Annotated in this window: 12 protein-coding genes and 1 tRNA gene; 2 read left to right on the top strand and 11 right to left on the bottom strand. The window is 61.3% G+C overall.

Annotation, left to right across the window (positions count from 1 at the left end; translation table 11 throughout):
• Window positions 1-2: 2 nt before the first annotated feature.
• From ACT6QG_RS07420 to ACT6QG_RS07395, 6 genes are all read right to left on the bottom strand, one after another.
• Window positions 3-482 carry a hypothetical protein gene (locus tag ACT6QG_RS07420; protein WP_444977420.1) on the bottom strand — a complete coding sequence of 160 codons (480 nt, stop codon included), beginning with the start codon at window positions 480-482 and terminating at the stop codon, window positions 3-5.
• A 66-nt stretch (window positions 483-548) separates the two neighbouring features.
• On the bottom strand, window positions 549-2,477 hold the full coding sequence (locus ACT6QG_RS07415; RefSeq protein WP_444976940.1) for an alkaline phosphatase: 1,929 nt from the start codon (window positions 2,475-2,477) through the stop codon (window positions 549-551).
• A 132-nt stretch (window positions 2,478-2,609) separates the two neighbouring features.
• On the bottom strand, window positions 2,610-3,347 hold the full coding sequence (locus ACT6QG_RS07410; protein ID WP_444976939.1) for an amino acid ABC transporter ATP-binding protein: 738 nt from the start codon (window positions 3,345-3,347) through the stop codon (window positions 2,610-2,612).
• A gap of 13 nt (window positions 3,348-3,360) precedes the next feature.
• The gene (locus tag ACT6QG_RS07405) at window positions 3,361-4,026 is read right to left on the bottom strand and encodes an amino acid ABC transporter permease (RefSeq protein ID WP_444976938.1); all 666 of its coding nucleotides are present in this window, start codon (window positions 4,024-4,026) and stop codon (window positions 3,361-3,363) included.
• Between the two features lie 2 nt (window positions 4,027-4,028).
• Window positions 4,029-4,751 carry an amino acid ABC transporter permease gene (locus tag ACT6QG_RS07400; protein WP_444976937.1) on the bottom strand — a complete coding sequence of 241 codons (723 nt, stop codon included), beginning with the start codon at window positions 4,749-4,751 and terminating at the stop codon, window positions 4,029-4,031.
• Window positions 4,752-4,825: 74 nt separating this feature from the next.
• A complete protein-coding gene (locus ACT6QG_RS07395) occupies window positions 4,826-5,719 on the bottom strand; it encodes an amino acid ABC transporter substrate-binding protein (protein ID WP_444976936.1) in 894 nt (297 codons plus the stop codon).
• Between the two features lie 446 nt (window positions 5,720-6,165).
• Between ACT6QG_RS07395 and ACT6QG_RS07390 the strand changes: the two genes are divergently transcribed.
• A complete protein-coding gene (locus ACT6QG_RS07390; RefSeq protein ID WP_444977419.1) occupies window positions 6,166-7,359 on the top strand; it encodes a mechanosensitive ion channel family protein in 1,194 nt (397 codons plus the stop codon).
• Window positions 7,360-7,491: 132 nt separating this feature from the next.
• Here ACT6QG_RS07390 and ACT6QG_RS07385 read toward each other — a convergent pair.
• Window positions 7,492-7,566 (bottom strand) — tRNA-Gly (locus ACT6QG_RS07385).
• 262 nt (window positions 7,567-7,828) lie between these two features.
• Between ACT6QG_RS07385 and ettA the strand changes: the two genes are divergently transcribed.
• The gene (gene ettA, locus ACT6QG_RS07380) at window positions 7,829-9,484 is read left to right on the top strand and encodes an energy-dependent translational throttle protein EttA (RefSeq protein ID WP_444976935.1); all 1,656 of its coding nucleotides are present in this window, start codon (window positions 7,829-7,831) and stop codon (window positions 9,482-9,484) included.
• Between the two features lie 60 nt (window positions 9,485-9,544).
• Here the strand turns inward: ettA and ACT6QG_RS07375 are convergent, their stop codons facing one another.
• The 4 genes from ACT6QG_RS07375 to ACT6QG_RS07360 all read right to left on the bottom strand — a co-directional run bounded on the left by ACT6QG_RS07375 (window position 9,545) and on the right by ACT6QG_RS07360 (window position 14,765).
• The gene (locus tag ACT6QG_RS07375) at window positions 9,545-10,858 is read right to left on the bottom strand and encodes a GGDEF domain-containing protein (protein ID WP_444976934.1); all 1,314 of its coding nucleotides are present in this window, start codon (window positions 10,856-10,858) and stop codon (window positions 9,545-9,547) included.
• A 417-nt stretch (window positions 10,859-11,275) separates the two neighbouring features.
• The gene (locus ACT6QG_RS07370; RefSeq protein ID WP_444976933.1) at window positions 11,276-12,418 is read right to left on the bottom strand and encodes an NADH:flavin oxidoreductase/NADH oxidase; all 1,143 of its coding nucleotides are present in this window, start codon (window positions 12,416-12,418) and stop codon (window positions 11,276-11,278) included.
• Between the two features lie 126 nt (window positions 12,419-12,544).
• Window positions 12,545-13,639: an NADH:flavin oxidoreductase/NADH oxidase gene (locus ACT6QG_RS07365; RefSeq protein ID WP_444976932.1), complete on the bottom strand. Its 1,095-nt coding sequence runs from the start codon at window positions 13,637-13,639 to the stop codon at window positions 12,545-12,547.
• Window positions 13,640-13,712: 73 nt separating this feature from the next.
• Window positions 13,713-14,765: a LacI family DNA-binding transcriptional regulator gene (locus tag ACT6QG_RS07360; protein WP_444976931.1), complete on the bottom strand. Its 1,053-nt coding sequence runs from the start codon at window positions 14,763-14,765 to the stop codon at window positions 13,713-13,715.
• Window positions 14,766-14,773: the final 8 nt, after the last annotated feature.

The following is a 14,773-nucleotide window of genomic DNA, read 5'->3' as shown; positions in this document are numbered from 1 at the left end:
CTTCACGCCTGCCAGAAACGGGCATTGGCCAGACGCACAAGACTGACGAAGCCGGTTTCAGGATCTGTCCAGGAGCCGACCTCCAGCATCCCTTCCACGGTGATGCGCGCATTATACTGCACGAAGGTCTGCCGGTGGGTCAGGTAAACCACGACGATATCTTCCGGCCAGTCTGCATCGGAAGAGCAGAACGGGCAGATGGACAAGGGCGTGGAGGAGAGCACGAAGAACTGCGCTTCCGCCTTCAGCGGCGGGGCCATGAAACCGTCCATGCGCACCTTCTGCCCCTTCAGCCTTTCCAGCTTTTCGGAAAAGGTAAGGCCGAGAGGGCTGATCTTGCCATACAGCTCATCAAACTCCAGCTCCGGCAGCGCGGCGCGGGCGGGCCGCACTGCGGGAAATGGCAAAGCGATGAGGCTGACCGAGGCAAGGCCCGCCGCGGCAAGAATGCGCCGGCGGCTGAGGGGCCGGGCATTGAGCATCATGTCTGTCTCCGGTTTCCTGAAGAATGAGGCGGGGCAGCCATGCGCCCCGCCTCCATCCGCTGGTCAGTCGATCTTGGCCTTGCCGAGCGAGAAGGCATCGGCGAGGACGAAGAACACATCGGAATTTTCCATATAGCCGCGCAGCCTGTCGGAACCGGGGCCCTGCGCCTGCAGCACCACATCATCCACCGCATGCACGCCGGTATCTTCCGAGCGCGGGATATTGCCGATGCGCAGCACCGCGCCGGGCACATCCTTGTAGGCCTCATTGGCCACATACTCGCCCTTCTCGTTCTTCACGGCCGGCACGAAGGTGCCGTCCATCTTCGGGCGGAAGGTCTCGTAATAATCCGGGTAATTGTTGGAGAAGACCGCAAGGCGGCGGCTCACATTCACCGTATCGGGATAGCCGTCACCATTGCTGTCGACATAATTGGGGAAGCCGCCGGCCTGATAGGTGCCCACCTTCTCGCGCATGGGGGAGGACTTCTCGATGGTCCCCGCTCCGGTCACCTGCGCGTTCTCGCTCAGCTCCAGCACCTCGGTGCCGGGCTTGTCATCATCGATGGTCCCGATGATGGACACGCCGTGCGTATGGTCGGCGGTGACGATGATCAGCGTATCGGGATGCTTGCGGGCGAACTCCTGCGCAATGCCCACCGCCTTGTCGAAGGTGATGGTCTCGATCATCGCGCGGTCCCAGTCGAGCGGGTGCTCATATTTGTCGATGAGCGCGCCTTCCACCATGAGGAAGAAGCCCTCGTCATTCTTTTCCAGCACATTGAGGGCGGCGGTCATCATCTCCGGCAGGCTGGGCTGGTTGGGGAATTTCTTCGCATCCCCCACACCCAGCTTCATGTTGAGCGTGCCTTCCATGTTGCCGGTGGTGAACAGGCCGAGAATCTTGCCGGAATTGGTTTCAGCCGCGGCCTTGGCCAGCTCCATCTTGTCGGTTGCGATGGCATAGCCCTCGTCGCGGAACTTCGCGACATAGTCCACATCATCCTTGCGCTTGGAGCCGGGCGTGCCCTGCGGCAGGAAATAGGCCGAGCCACCCCCCAGAATGACATCGGGCTGCACCTCGAACATCATGCCAGTGATTTCCGCCTTGTCGGCGCGCCGACGGGTGTGGGCAACCACGGCAGCCGGGGTGGCATCCTGCAGCTCGGCGTTGGAAACGATGCCGATGGCCTTGCCCGGCGCCATGCGGCGGATCACTTCGGCAATGGTTTCCTGCCGCGGCTGGTCGAGCGAGCTTTTCGCGCGGGAGGCATAGACGCCCAGCGCATTCACCGCGGACTTCTGCCCGGTCATATAGGCCGACATGGTGTTGGCGCTGTCCGCGGCGATGGAATCGGTGGAGGAGGTGCCGATGAACGCCATGACAGGCATGGTGTCCATGTTCAGCTTGCCATTGGCCTTGCCCTCGGTATTGCCCTTGGACATGATCCGCGCGCCGGTGCGCATGGAGACGGTCATGCCATCACCAATGAGGAAGATGATGTTCTTCGCGCTGGCCTGCTTTGGCGTGCCCAGCACCTGCCAGGTCACACTCTGGCGATAGGTCTTGCCATCCGCGCCCTTGCCTTCGGCCACCACCTCATAGGTGCCGGGCGCCTCGATGGAGACCCCCTTGAGGACCAGTGACGAGCCGTCCTTGTCATTTTCATTGCGGATGTAAACGGGCTTTTGCGTGAAGAGGTCGCCATAGGGCTTGCCGCCCACTGTCAGCCGGATATCGCCCTGGCTGATGATGGCCGGGAACTCGACCTTCAGATCGAACGTGCCGCCGGAAAGCAGGGTTGCGCGATTGATGGGATAGATCCGCGTGCCCGCGCCGCCATCATATTCCAGCGCCCGGGCCGCAGCGCCGGGCTGGGCCTGGGCGAAGGCCGGGACAGGAATAAGGGCGGTCGTTACAGCAAGCGCGACGCCTGCCAGCCAGAAGTGACGCATGATGGCTGCCTTGTGCATATCTCGCAAAAGAACCATTCAGGGAATTCCTTCCCTGAAGATGCGGCACACCATAGGCAGGTCATATGTCAGCGCGGTAACAGTCCCGCGCCGCGCTCCCGAAGGGCATCTGCGCCACGCCGCGAACCGTGGCATGGCGCAGGAAAAGGCTCAGTGCTGGAGGATCTTCTGCAGGAAGTCCTTGGTGCGGGGCTGGCGCGCCTCGCTGTTGCCGAAGAACTCCTCTCTGGAGCAGTCCTCAAGGATCTTGCCGCCTACATCCATGAAGATGACCCGGTCGCTGACCTTCTTGGCGAAGCCCATTTCATGGGTCACCACCATCATGGTCATGCCCTCCTTGGCCAGGTTCACCATCACATCCAGCACTTCACCCACCATTTCAGGGTCAAGCGCCGATGTCGGCTCGTCAAACAGCATGACGATCGGGTCCATCGAGAGCGCGCGGGCGATGGCGACACGCTGCTGCTGGCCGCCGGAGAGCTGGCCGGGGAACTTGTCCTTGTGCGCCAGCAGGCCCACACGATCCAGCATGGCCAGGCCTCGCTTCTTCGCCTCCTCCATCGAGCGCCCCAGCACCTTCACCTGTGCAATCGTCAGGTTCTGGGTCACGGACAGATGGGGAAACAGCTCGAAATGCTGGAACACCATACCCACCCGGCTGCGCAGCTTGGGCAGATTGGTGGACGGGTCATGGACAGGCGTTCCATCCACATAGATCTGGCCTTCCTGAAAAGGCTCCAGCGCGTTGATGGTCTTGATGAGAGTGGACTTTCCAGAGCCGGATGGCCCGCAGATCACCACAACCTCACCCTTCTCGATCTTTGTCGAACAATTGGTCAGGACCTGGAAGTCGCCGTACCATTTGGAAACATTCTTCAGTTCGATCATGTTGTTCTTCCCATCAACGGACGATGGCGATCTTCTTCTGAAGCCGCTTCACGATGAATGACAGTACAAAGCAGATGAAGAAGTAGATGACCGCAGCCATGAGATAGGCTTCGACCGGACGTCCGTAATTCTTGCCCGCCAGATCCAGCCCCTTGAACAGGTCATAGGCGCCGATGGCATAGACCAGGGATGTATCCTGAAACAGGATGATGCTCTGCGTCAGCAGCACGGGCAGCATGTTGCGAAGCGCCTGCGGCAGGATGACGATCCGCATGTTCTGCGAATAGGTCATGCCCAGCGCCTGCCCGGCAAAGACCTGCCCGCGCGGAATGGACTGGATGCCCGCCCGCATGATCTCGGAGAAATAGGCCGCCTCGAACGCAATGAAGGTGATATAGGCCGAATATTCCGCGCCGATCGACTGGCCGATGATCATCGGGATCAGCAGGAAGAACCACAGGATCACCATCACCAGCGGAATGGAACGCATCACATTCACATAGCTGGTGGCCGGCACGGCAAGCCACTTGTTCCCGGAAAGGCGCATCAGCGCGAGAATGGTGCCGAACACCACGCCGCCAATGGTGGCGATCACCGTCAGCTGCAGGCTGAACCACAGCCCGCGGATGACATATGAGGAGAACATGTCCCAGTTGTAGAAGCTCAGATCGAGATTCATGGTCAGTGGCCTCCCGCGCCAGTGGCGGCAATGAAGCCGGGGACCTTGGAGCGTTTCTCGATGAAGACGAGCACCCGGTTGATGACAAAGGCTGTCAGGGCATACAGCACGGTCACCGCCAGATAGATTTCGATCCCGCGCGAGGTTTCCTCCTGCGCCTGCATCGCGAACATGGTCAGGTCGCCAAGCGACACGGCGAAGGCCACCGACGAGTTCTTCACCAGGTTCATCGATTCAGAGGTCAGCGGCGGCAGGATGATGCGCAACGCCATGGGCAGGATCACATAGCGATAGCTCTGCGCCGTGGTGAAGCCCATCGCCATGGCGGCATATCTCTGGCCGCGCGGCAGGGTCTCGATGCCGGCGCGCACCTGTTCGGCAAAGCGCGCCGAGGTGAACAGGCCCAGCGCCGCCACCATCAGATAGAATGTATGCACGCCCTTGAGGAAGGGAATGATCTCCGGCAGCACCATGTACCAGAGAAAGACCTGAACCAGCAGGGGGATATTACGGAAAACCTCGATCCATATGGTTGCCAGCGGCGCCCAGAACCTGCTGTTCGGCAAGGTGCGCAAGGTGCCGACGACGATGCCGACAACCAGTGAGACAACCAGCGAGCACATCGCCACCGCAACCGTCCACCCCCATGCCGAGAGCATCCAGTCGAGATAGGTTTCCCCGGCGCCCGTATCCTGAAAGAAAAACTGCCAGTCCAATGACATCATGCCCCCTCCGAAATGCTGCCCGACTGGCCCGCCGCCCCGTTTTCAGCCGGTGACGGCGGGCCTTATGCAGGGGGTCAGTTATTGTAGGCTTCGGCGGGCTTGTCGTTGGGGTTCGCCCAGGCGTCCTTCGTGGACTGCGAGAGCGGGAGATTGATGACAACGCCGGCCGGGGGAATCGGCTTCAGGAACCACTTGTCATAGATCTTCTCAAGCTCGCCGGTTTCGAACAGGGACTTGAGGCTGTCGTCCACCACCTTCTTGAAGGCGGGGTCCTTGGGCAGCATGATGGCGATGGGCTCAACCGCCAGCACTTCACCCACAATGGCGTAATTGCCGGGGTTGCGGGACTTGGCGATATTGGCGGCCAGGATCGAGCCATCCATGATGAAGGCGTCGGCGCGGCCGGTTTCCAGCAGCAGGAAACTGTCGGCGTGGTCCTTGCCGTAAACCTCACGGAACTTCACATTCTCGGCAGCCTTGTGCTTGCGCAGGGTCTGCACCGAGGTGGTGCCGGTGGTGGTGGCGATGGTCTTGCCGGTGAGATCCTCGATCGACTTGATCCCCGAATCCTTCTTCACCGCGATCCGCACTTCTTCGACGAAAGTAGTATTCGCGAAAGCCACGTCTCGGGCGCGCGCCTCATTATTGGTGGTGGAGCCGCATTCGATATCCACCGTGCCATTGGATACCAGCGGCACACGGTTCTGCGAGGTGACGGGCTGATATTTGATGGTGAGCTTTTCCAGGCCCAGATGCTTCTGGATGTCGCTGATCACATGGGCGCAGACATCATAATGGAAGCCGGCATATTTGCCGTTGCCCAGCGTATAGGAGAGGCCGGATGACTCACGCACCCCTTCCACAATGGTGCCGCTGGATTTGATTTTCCCAAGGATATCAAGGTCTTGCGCGTGAGCGCCGCCAGCTATCATCAGTGCGCCAATTGCCACAAGCAGATGCTTTTTCATGGTTTCTCCTTGGTTCGTTGATGACCTTGTGCAGGCATGTCCGCCCCGCGCATGATCTGCCAATCATCCCGACAACAGTATCATTCCGGGGATCAGGAATCATTCTGTTGTGGAACTATGATCTACATTGGCAAGAATAGCACAATCAGACCACGTCAAAAATTGGAGACATTCCTGCCAGCTTTCACCGGGAGAAATTGCCCTGTGGGGTTCAGCATCTGCCTGATATTTGCACACATCAGGCCCCTCCCGCCCGAAGCGGTAACATGCTCCGGCCCATCTTGTGGATTGCCTGAAAAAACATGTTTCCAGACCCGCTTCTGGCGAACAAACAGGCGGGGCATGTGCACACATCTTGCGAATAATGCGTACAGAATGCTGTGGACGCCACCTTGCGGCGAGCCGCCCGCACCCACCCTTGCATGATGGGCAGACCTCTCGTGGACATGATCGAAAACCTGGAACGGCTCCTCAACGCCCACCCCTATATCCAGACCTGCGTCTGGTTTCTGGGCCTCATTGTGGGGGCATGGCTGGCCGGGCATGTGGTGCGCTTCATCCTGCGCCACACCATCACCCGGATGGTGGAGAGGATGAGATTCTTCAAGGGCCATGACGTTGAGCATGCCGATATCAGCACCCGTATTGCCTCCTGCATCCCGGCCTTCCTGATTTCCTCGGGGATCGGGGCGGTACCGGGCATCTCTCCCGCCTTCGCCGCCTTTGTCCGCAATGTCTCGGATGCGGTCATCATCCTTTTCGCGGCCATGGCCATCGTGGCCACGCTGCGCCTGTGCGGACAGATCTGGCAGCGCCGGCACGATGATTCAGGACGCTCCATCAAGGGCTATGTGCAGATCGCCACCATCATTACCTATGGCGTGGCCATTATCCTGATGGTCGCCGCCCTGATCGACCGCTCACCGCTGATCCTGCTTTCCGGCCTTGGCGCGCTCACCGCCGTCCTCATCCTGGTGTTTCAGGATACGCTGCTCTCCTTCGTGGCCGCGCTCGAATTGTCCTCCACCGAAATCGTCAAGGTGGGTGACTGGATCGAGATGCCGGCCATGAATGCCAATGGCGAGGTGATCGACCTTTCCCTCTATTCGGTGACGGTGCGCAACTGGGACAACACCTATTCCACATTCCCGCTGCGCAAGATTGTTTCCGAGCCGTTCAAGAACTGGCGCGGCATGGCGGAATCCGGCGGGCGCCGCATCATCCGCGCCATTCCCATCGACCAGACCACGGTGCGCTTTCTTACTGAGGAGGATCTGGAGAAATTCTCCCATCTGCGCCGGCTGACCGAACATATCTCCCGCGAAAAACAGGCCATGGCGGAGTGGAACGCAAAGCTGGGCGATGCGGCGCAGGTGCCCGGAAACCAGCGCCGCATGACCAATCTGGGCCTGTTGCGCGCCTATCTGGAAAACTACCTGCAGGATCACCCGGCCCTGCGGAAGGACATGACGCTGATGGTGCGCCATCTCGATCCCGGCCCAACAGGGCTGCCGCTGCAGATCTACTGCTTCACCAACACCACCCAGTGGATCGCCTATGAGGGGATTCAGGCCGATATTTTCGACCATGTCATCGCCATGCTTCCGGAATTCGGCCTTGCGGTGTTCCAGGAGAACTAGGAGGAAATAGCGGGGCTGGACGGCGGACAGGAGGGCCTGCAAGGGCCCGTCTCCAGCCGGCTCAAGGGAGGCCAAACAGCAAAAAAGCCGCCTTGCGGCAGCTTCTTTGAATGCACTGTCTTGATAAAAAACTGGAGCGGGCGATGGGATTCGAACCCACGACCCCAACCTTGGCAAGGTTGTGCTCTACCCCTGAGCTACGCCCGCATCCGGTTTTTTGTGCCGCGCCTCAGTGCGTCGCGGTGAAGGTGCTTCTAGACAGACTCGGGATTTTGCGCAAGCCTCATCTCTCAAGTTTTCCACAGCGGGCTATAAAATTCTCTCCTCCCCCCTGCCCTGCCCCTTCTCCCGCCCCTGTCCACGAAAGGCCGGGCGCCGGCGCGCAGCATGCGCTTGCCGCGTGCGCAAGGGGGGGCTAGAAGAGCAGTAACTTCTTTCAATCCCTCTTTTCGGATGGAGCCGGCGGCGCATGGCCCCCTATCAGTATGCGTACCATATGAGCGGTCTGACCAAGACCTATGCTGGCGGCAAGAAGGTGCTCGACAATGTGCACCTCTCCTTCTACCCCGATGCGAAGATCGGTGTGCTCGGCGTCAACGGCGCCGGCAAGTCGACCCTGCTGCGCATCATGGCTGGCATCGACAAGGATTATGCCGGCGAGGCCTGGGCGGCCGAAGGCGTGCGTGTGGGCTACCTGCCGCAAGAACCGCATCTCGATCCCGACAAGAATGTGCGTGACAATGTGATGGAGGGCGTGGCCGCAAAGAAGGCCATTCTCGACCGCTACAATGATCTCGCCATGAACTATTCGGACGAGACCGCCGATGAAATGACCCGCCTTCAGGACGAGATCGAGGCCCAGGGCCTGTGGGATCTCGAATCCAAGGTGGAACAGGCCATGGAAGCGCTGGGCTGCCCGCCGGATGACTGGGATGTCACCAAGCTTTCCGGCGGTGAGCGCCGCCGCGTGGCCCTGTGCCGCCTGCTGCTGGAGCAGCCGGAAATCCTCCTCCTCGACGAGCCCACCAACCATCTGGACGCCGAGACGGTGAACTGGCTGGAAGGCCATCTGCGCAGCTATCCGGGCGCGATCCTCATCGTCACCCATGACCGCTACTTCCTCGACAATGTGACCGGCTGGATTCTGGAACTCGATCGCGGCCGCGGCATTCCCTATGAGGGCAACTACTCCTCATGGCTGGCGCAGAAGCAGAAGCGCCTCCAGCAGGAGGGTCGCGAGGATGAGGCTCGCCAGCGCGCCCTCGCCCGCGAGCAGGAGTGGATCTCCGCCTCTCCCAAGGCGCGTCAGGCCAAGAACAAGGCGCGTATCCAGCGCTATGACGATCTCGTCAAGAAGGCCTCCGAAAAGGCCCCGCAGACGGCGCAGATCATCATTCCGGTGGCCGAGCGCCTCGGCAACAATGTCATCGATTTCGAGAATCTCTCGAAGGGCTTCGCCGACAAGCTGCTGATCGACGACCTGACCTTCAAGCTGCCGCCCGGCGGCATTGTCGGCGTCATCGGTCCGAACGGCGCGGGCAAGTCCACGCTGTTCCGCATGATCACGGGACAGGAGAAGCCGGATGCCGGCACCATCACCATTGGTGACTCGGTCAAGCTCTCCTATGTCGACCAGAGCCGTGATACGCTGGATGACAAGAAGACCGTGTGGGAAGAGATTTCCGGCGGCAATGACGTGATCTATGTCGGCAAGAAGGAAATTCCTTCGCGCGCCTATTGCGCGGCCTTCAACTTCAAGGGCGGCGACCAGCAGAAGAAGGTCGGCATGCTCTCTGGCGGTGAGCGCAACCGCGTGCATCTGGCCAAGGTGCTGCAGACCGGCGGCAACGTGCTGCTGCTCGACGAACCGACCAACGATCTGGACGTGGAAACCCTGCGCGCGCTGGAAGAGGCGCTTGAGGATTATGCCGGCTGCGCCGTCATCATCTCGCATGACCGCTTCTTCCTCGACCGTATCGCCACCCACATGCTGGCCTTTGAGGGCGACAGCCATGTGGAGTGGTTCGAGGGCAACTTCGCCGATTATGAAGAGGACAAGAAGCGTCGTCTGGGCGTGGATTCCACCATTCCCAAGCGCCTGCAGTACAAGAAGTTCTCGCGCTGATTCAAGACGGCCCGCCCTTTTCTGTGGCGGGCCGTTTTTCTTTCGAGATCAGGTCGGCGATCAGGTGACGTTGACGGAACCGGCAGAACAGATGCTGTTGCGCCCCCTGGCCTTGGCCTGATAGAGCGCCCCATCCGCAGCTTCCAGCAACATGCGACGACGACGCGCCATGTCACTGGCCGGATCGATCCGCATCAGGGAGGCCACGCCGATACTGAGGCTGATACGGCCCAGCCCGCTGCGGGCATGGGGAATATTGAGCTCCCACACCGCCTTGCGCAGGCGCTCCGCCACCACCATGGCACCGGCAGGATGGGTGCTTGGCAGAATGGCGACGAACTCCTCGCCCCCATAACGGCACACCACATCCCGCGGGCGGGCGACAACACGCGCCAGCGCCTTGGCCACCCTTTGCAGGCAGATATCTCCCGCCGGATGACCGTAATGGTCATTATAGGCCTTGAACTGGTCCACATCCATGATCAGCAGGGAGACCGGCGCCTGTTCGCGGCGCGCCGCGCTCACCTCGATACGGTAGACTTCCTCGAACTGGCGCCGGTTCAGCAGCCCTGTCAGGAAGTCCCGTTCCGCTGTCGCCTGCAAACGCTCGTTCGCCGCTGACAGGATGCGCTCGGCGCGCTTGTAGATGCTGATGTCCGTGAAGCTGACAGCGCCGCCAATGGCATGGCCCTGATCATCCCGCACCGGCCGCACCGAAACCTGATAGCTGCGTCCGCGCCAGACGAATTCATGGTCCGGCACCTGGTCGCCCCGGTCGAAGGCGGCAACATCATTACGGAAATTGGCCGCCCCGTCCGGCATCAGGTCGGCGATCATGCGCCCTTCCACATCCCGGGGGGTCAGGTTCACCAGCTGGGCGAAGGCTTCATTCACGCGGATGAAGCGCCCCTCCCGGTTCATGAGAAAAAGGGCGACGGGAAACAGGTTGGAATAGGCAGAGACATCGCCAACCACGGGGGCGATGTCATCTTCCCCCACCAGGCGGCAGATGCCACAATAGATGCGCCCGCCCTCCTGCCCACCCGGCAGAGGCGCGGCATTCATGTCCAGCAGCACGGTCCTGCCATCCTTGCGGATGACCCGGTGCAACGCGCGCTGGAGCGGACGCCCCTCGCGCATTGCATCCAGCAGCAGCGGGCCGAATGAGACAGCCTCCTGCACCGGCATGAGGGACAGATAGGGCCGCCCGATCAGCTCCCCGGGTTCAAAGCCCACAAGATTTTGCACCGTGGCGGAGGAAAAGACGAAAGCGCCGCTTTCATCCATCTGCCAGACCCATTCCCGGCAAATATCCATGATCTCGGCGATACGGGCATCATCAGCCTGGCCGACAGCGGCTTCAAAACCACTCATCTTGCTGATGCTCACTGGGCGTCGATCTCCGCTCGGACACAGGTTGGAAATTTCATCATGAAACTTCCGTGAAGCACCACCTTAAGGGAGATCAAATCAGCCATCATTTTCAGGCCCTGACAATCCTGATTGTCGATATTTCTGGCGCGGAGCACAGAGCAGGCCTGACCGGATGGCCCCGAATTCCAATAAAACGGATGAGACATCCATATAGGGAACCCGGAAGGCGGCCACAACCTGATTGTTGAACCTGCCGGAGAATACAACCCGGATCTAAATACCTCTTCAAGATGGACGACCCAATAAAAAGACCTCCCGACTCGGGCTGGAATATTTTGTCGGAGAAGATTGCGATAAAAAAACCGGCCCCTTGAGGGCCGGCGGCAGTCTTCAGTTCATTCCCGTGCAGCAGTTTGACTAGAGTCTGCCATCGGGAGCGCGCACATTCGCCGCCCATTTCTGGAGCCACCAGCCATAAGGCTCCGGCCAGCTCTCGAAATCCTTGTCCACACCCAGTTCCTGGGCGGCATGATAGGCCCAGAAGGGATCATAAAGAGCCTGCCGGCCAATCGCGATCAGGTCCGCCTTGCCTTCCTGGAGCACCTCCTCGGCCTGTGCGCCATTGCGAATCATGCCAACAGCCATGGTCGGGATGCCGGCTTCCTCCCGCACCTGCCGGGCAAAGGGCACCTGATATCCCGGCCCGCGCGCCAGATTGGAGTTTGTGGCGCCCCGCAGGAGATTTCCGCCCGAGGAGCAATCCACCAGATCAAGACCGATGCGCTTGAGTTCTCGCGCCAGCACCACGCTGTCGGCGATCGTCCAGCCGCCATCCACCCAGTCGGTCGCGGAAATGCGGGCGAAGATCGGCACTTCGGCGGGCAGGTCGGCGCGCAGGTCGGCGGCGATTTCCAGAGGCAGCCGCATGCGGTTTTCCAGAGAGCCGCCATAGGCATCCGTGCGGCGGTTCGCCAGCGGCGTCAGGAAGCTCTGCAGCAGATAGCCATGCGCCATATGGATCTCGATGATATCGAAACCGGCCTTCAGGGCACGCCGCGCGGTGGCGATGAAATCCTGCCTCAGGCGGGCAATATCTTCCGGCGACATCTGGTCCGGGACGGGCCAGCCCTCGGCGAAGGGAAAATCCGAGGGCCCTTCCGGCGTCCAGCGTTCCTCGCCGGCCGCGACATCCTCATCATTCAGCACGCCATTGCCGCGCCACGCCCTCTGGGCGCTGGCCTTGCGGCCGCCATGGTTGATCTGGATGGCCGCCTTCGCCCCGAAATGGTGGATGCCGGCAACGAGTTGCCGCATGCCCTCGATCTGGCTGTCATCCCACAGGCCAAGACAGCCATTGGTGATGCGCCCGCGCCGCGAGACCGCCGTCTGCTCCACCACCACAAGGCCCATTCCACCCATGGCGAACTTCTGGTAATGGGTCAGATGAAACTGGTTCACCCGCCCCTCATCCGCAATATACATGGCCATGGGCGAGAGAACGATGCGGTTACGCAGCTCCACACCGCGAAACGCGCAGTTTTCAAATAGCTTGAGTGACATCTTATACCCCTTGAGGCCACGAAACATCGCATTGCCGTGCTGAAAGCGCGGCATCGGCCATGTTGAATCCGCCGCTCTTCCGGAAAAGAGCGGATATGGGTGATCTGCCTGTACGCCCTGCCGGGATCAGCGGGGCAAGTGGCGCATGGATGGGTGACACCGCAGATAGGGTTCGGGCACCCGCATCTGCCCTTTCAGCTCAAGGCAGGCGTGCCAGGCCCAGCGGGGATTGAAGAGCATGCCCCGGCCGATCGCGATCAGGTCTGCCCGCCCCTCTTCCAGCACGCGATTGGCGAGCTGGGGATCAGACAGCATGCCGACAGCAATCACCGTGCATCCGGCCCCCTCACGAATACCCTGTGCCAGCGGAACCTGATAACCCGGCCCGGGGGTGATCTTCTGGTCTGGTGAACTGCCCCCGCTGGAGGCGGCCACATAATCGCACCCCAATGCCTTCAGGCGTTGGGCGAAGATGATGGAATCCTCAAGGGTCCAGCCGCCCTCCACCCAGTCCGCCGCGGAGATGCGCACGCCCATGGGCTTTTGCGCGGGCCAGGCCGCCCGCATCCGGCGGAAAAGCTCCAGCGGATAGCGCATCCGCCCCTCCAGATCGCCCCCATATCTGTCGGTGCGCGTGTTGCTCAGCGGGGAGAGGAAGCTGTTGAGCAGATAGCCATGGGCACAATGCAGCTCGATCACATCGAAACCGGCTTCCCCGGCCCGGCGCAGGGCCTCCAGATAGGCCTGCGTGATCTGTTCCAGTTCGGCCTCATCCGGGGCATGGGGCACATCACGTCCGGGATAGGGGCAGTCACTGGCGCCCAGCAGCGCCCAGCCGCCCTCCTCCGGGCCGAGGCCCGCACCACCGGCCCATGGCACCGCAACCGATGCCTTGCGCCCGGCATGGGCAAGCTGGATGCCAACCTTTCCGGACGACGATGAACGGCGGAAACTGGCGACGATGCGCTTCATGCCCTCGGTCTGGGCATCATCCCACAGGCCGAGGCAGGCCGGGGAAACGCGCCCTTCCGGCAGAACGGCGGTGGCTTCCAGAATGGTCAATGCCGCTCCGGAAACGGCAAGCGTGCCATAGTGCATCACATGCCAGTCCGTCACATGCCCGTCCCCTTTGGCGGAATACTGCGCCATGGGCGAGACGACGATACGGTTGGCCAGTTCCAGCCCGGCCAGCTGAAAGGGTTGGAATAGAATATCGTTCATGTCCTGAGATCTCCTCCCTGTTCTGTTTATGGTTCCGGAGCTCCGTGACGGGGGTCAGGGGGGCGCGGATGCGCTAGCCGCTGATCGCCCGGCAGGAATCCCGCAGGACGAGTTCGGTCACGATCTCGATGCGTTGCGTGCGTTCGGGATCAAGACGCCCCTCGATCTGGTCCAGCAGGGTTTCCGCCGCGACGCGACCAAGGGTCATGGCGTCGTAGCGAATGGCGGTGATGGCGGGCGAGGCGATGGTCGCCAGGTCCGTGTCATTGCTGCAAATGAGCGAGATGTCCTCCGGATAGCTGCGCCCCATGGTGCGCAAGGCCGAGATCACCCCCGGCAACAGGCGCACGCCGAAGGAGAGCAGCGCTGTCGGCGGCTGTTCCAGCTCCAGCAGAAGCTGGGTCTGGCGATAGGCATATTCGGAGGCGAAACTGTCCAGCCGCAGCAGGTCGGGATCGACCGCAAGGCCATGCGCCGCCATCTCGTCCTCCAGCCCGCGCTGGCGGTCGCGTGCAACACGTGTCCCGCGGCCGCCCGCAATCATCGCGATGCGCCGGTGGCCAAGGCCGATCAGATAGCTGACCGCCTGCCGCGTGCCGCGATAATGATCCGCCCCCACGGAGGTGCCGCCAATGGCCAGTTCGCGCTCCATCATCACCCGCGGCATGGAAGCGCGTGCAATCGCCTCATTGACGAGGGGATTGCTCTCATCCTCCACGGTCAGGATCATGCCATCGGCGCGGCGGGCCTTGAACAGCTCGAGCAGCGCCACCTCCCGCTCGGGCTTGCCATCGCTGCTGGCGGTGACAAGCAGATAGCCCTTTGCCGTGAGGACCTCCTCCGCCCCCTTGGTCATGCGGGCATAAAGGGAGTTGCGGATATCCGAGAAGATGAAGCCGATCATGCGCGAGGAGGAGGAGCGGATGTTCTGCGCCGCCAGATTGGGGGTCCAGCCGAGATCCTCGATGGCCGCCCGCACCTTCATGCTCACCGCCGGCGTCACGCCGGGCACATTGTTGATGACGCGGGACACCGTACCGATGGACACCCCGGCATGGCGCGCAACATCCTGCACGGTCAGCCGGTTCTGTGGCACGCGATCAGCAATGTTCTTCTTCTTCGGCATGGGCTGCG

The organism is Haloleucobacter ellipsoideus (assembly GCF_052491725.1).
The sequence above is the reverse complement of the archived record's forward strand: the minus strand, read 5'-3'. Positions and strand labels throughout refer to the sequence as shown.

Coding starts and splice junctions, on each gene's coding strand:
- ACT6QG_RS07420 (WP_444977420.1), bottom strand. CDS start 482: ATGCTCAATGCCCGGCCCCTCAGCCGCCGGCGCATTCTTGCCGCGGCG.
- ACT6QG_RS07415 (WP_444976940.1), bottom strand. CDS start 2,477: ATGGTTCTTTTGCGAGATATGCACAAGGCAGCCATCATGCGTCACTTC.
- ACT6QG_RS07410 (WP_444976939.1), bottom strand. CDS start 3,347: ATGATCGAACTGAAGAATGTTTCCAAATGGTACGGCGACTTCCAGGTC.
- ACT6QG_RS07405 (WP_444976938.1), bottom strand. CDS start 4,026: ATGAATCTCGATCTGAGCTTCTACAACTGGGACATGTTCTCCTCATAT.
- ACT6QG_RS07400 (WP_444976937.1), bottom strand. CDS start 4,751: ATGATGTCATTGGACTGGCAGTTTTTCTTTCAGGATACGGGCGCCGGG.
- ACT6QG_RS07395 (WP_444976936.1), bottom strand. CDS start 5,719: ATGAAAAAGCATCTGCTTGTGGCAATTGGCGCACTGATGATAGCTGGC.
- ACT6QG_RS07390 (WP_444977419.1), top strand. CDS start 6,166: ATGATCGAAAACCTGGAACGGCTCCTCAACGCCCACCCCTATATCCAG.
- ettA (WP_444976935.1), top strand. CDS start 7,829: ATGGCCCCCTATCAGTATGCGTACCATATGAGCGGTCTGACCAAGACC.
- ACT6QG_RS07375 (WP_444976934.1), bottom strand. CDS start 10,858: ATGAGTGGTTTTGAAGCCGCTGTCGGCCAGGCTGATGATGCCCGTATC.
- ACT6QG_RS07370 (WP_444976933.1), bottom strand. CDS start 12,418: ATGTCACTCAAGCTATTTGAAAACTGCGCGTTTCGCGGTGTGGAGCTG.
- ACT6QG_RS07365 (WP_444976932.1), bottom strand. CDS start 13,639: ATGAACGATATTCTATTCCAACCCTTTCAGCTGGCCGGGCTGGAACTG.
- ACT6QG_RS07360 (WP_444976931.1), bottom strand. CDS start 14,765: ATGCCGAAGAAGAAGAACATTGCTGATCGCGTGCCACAGAACCGGCTG.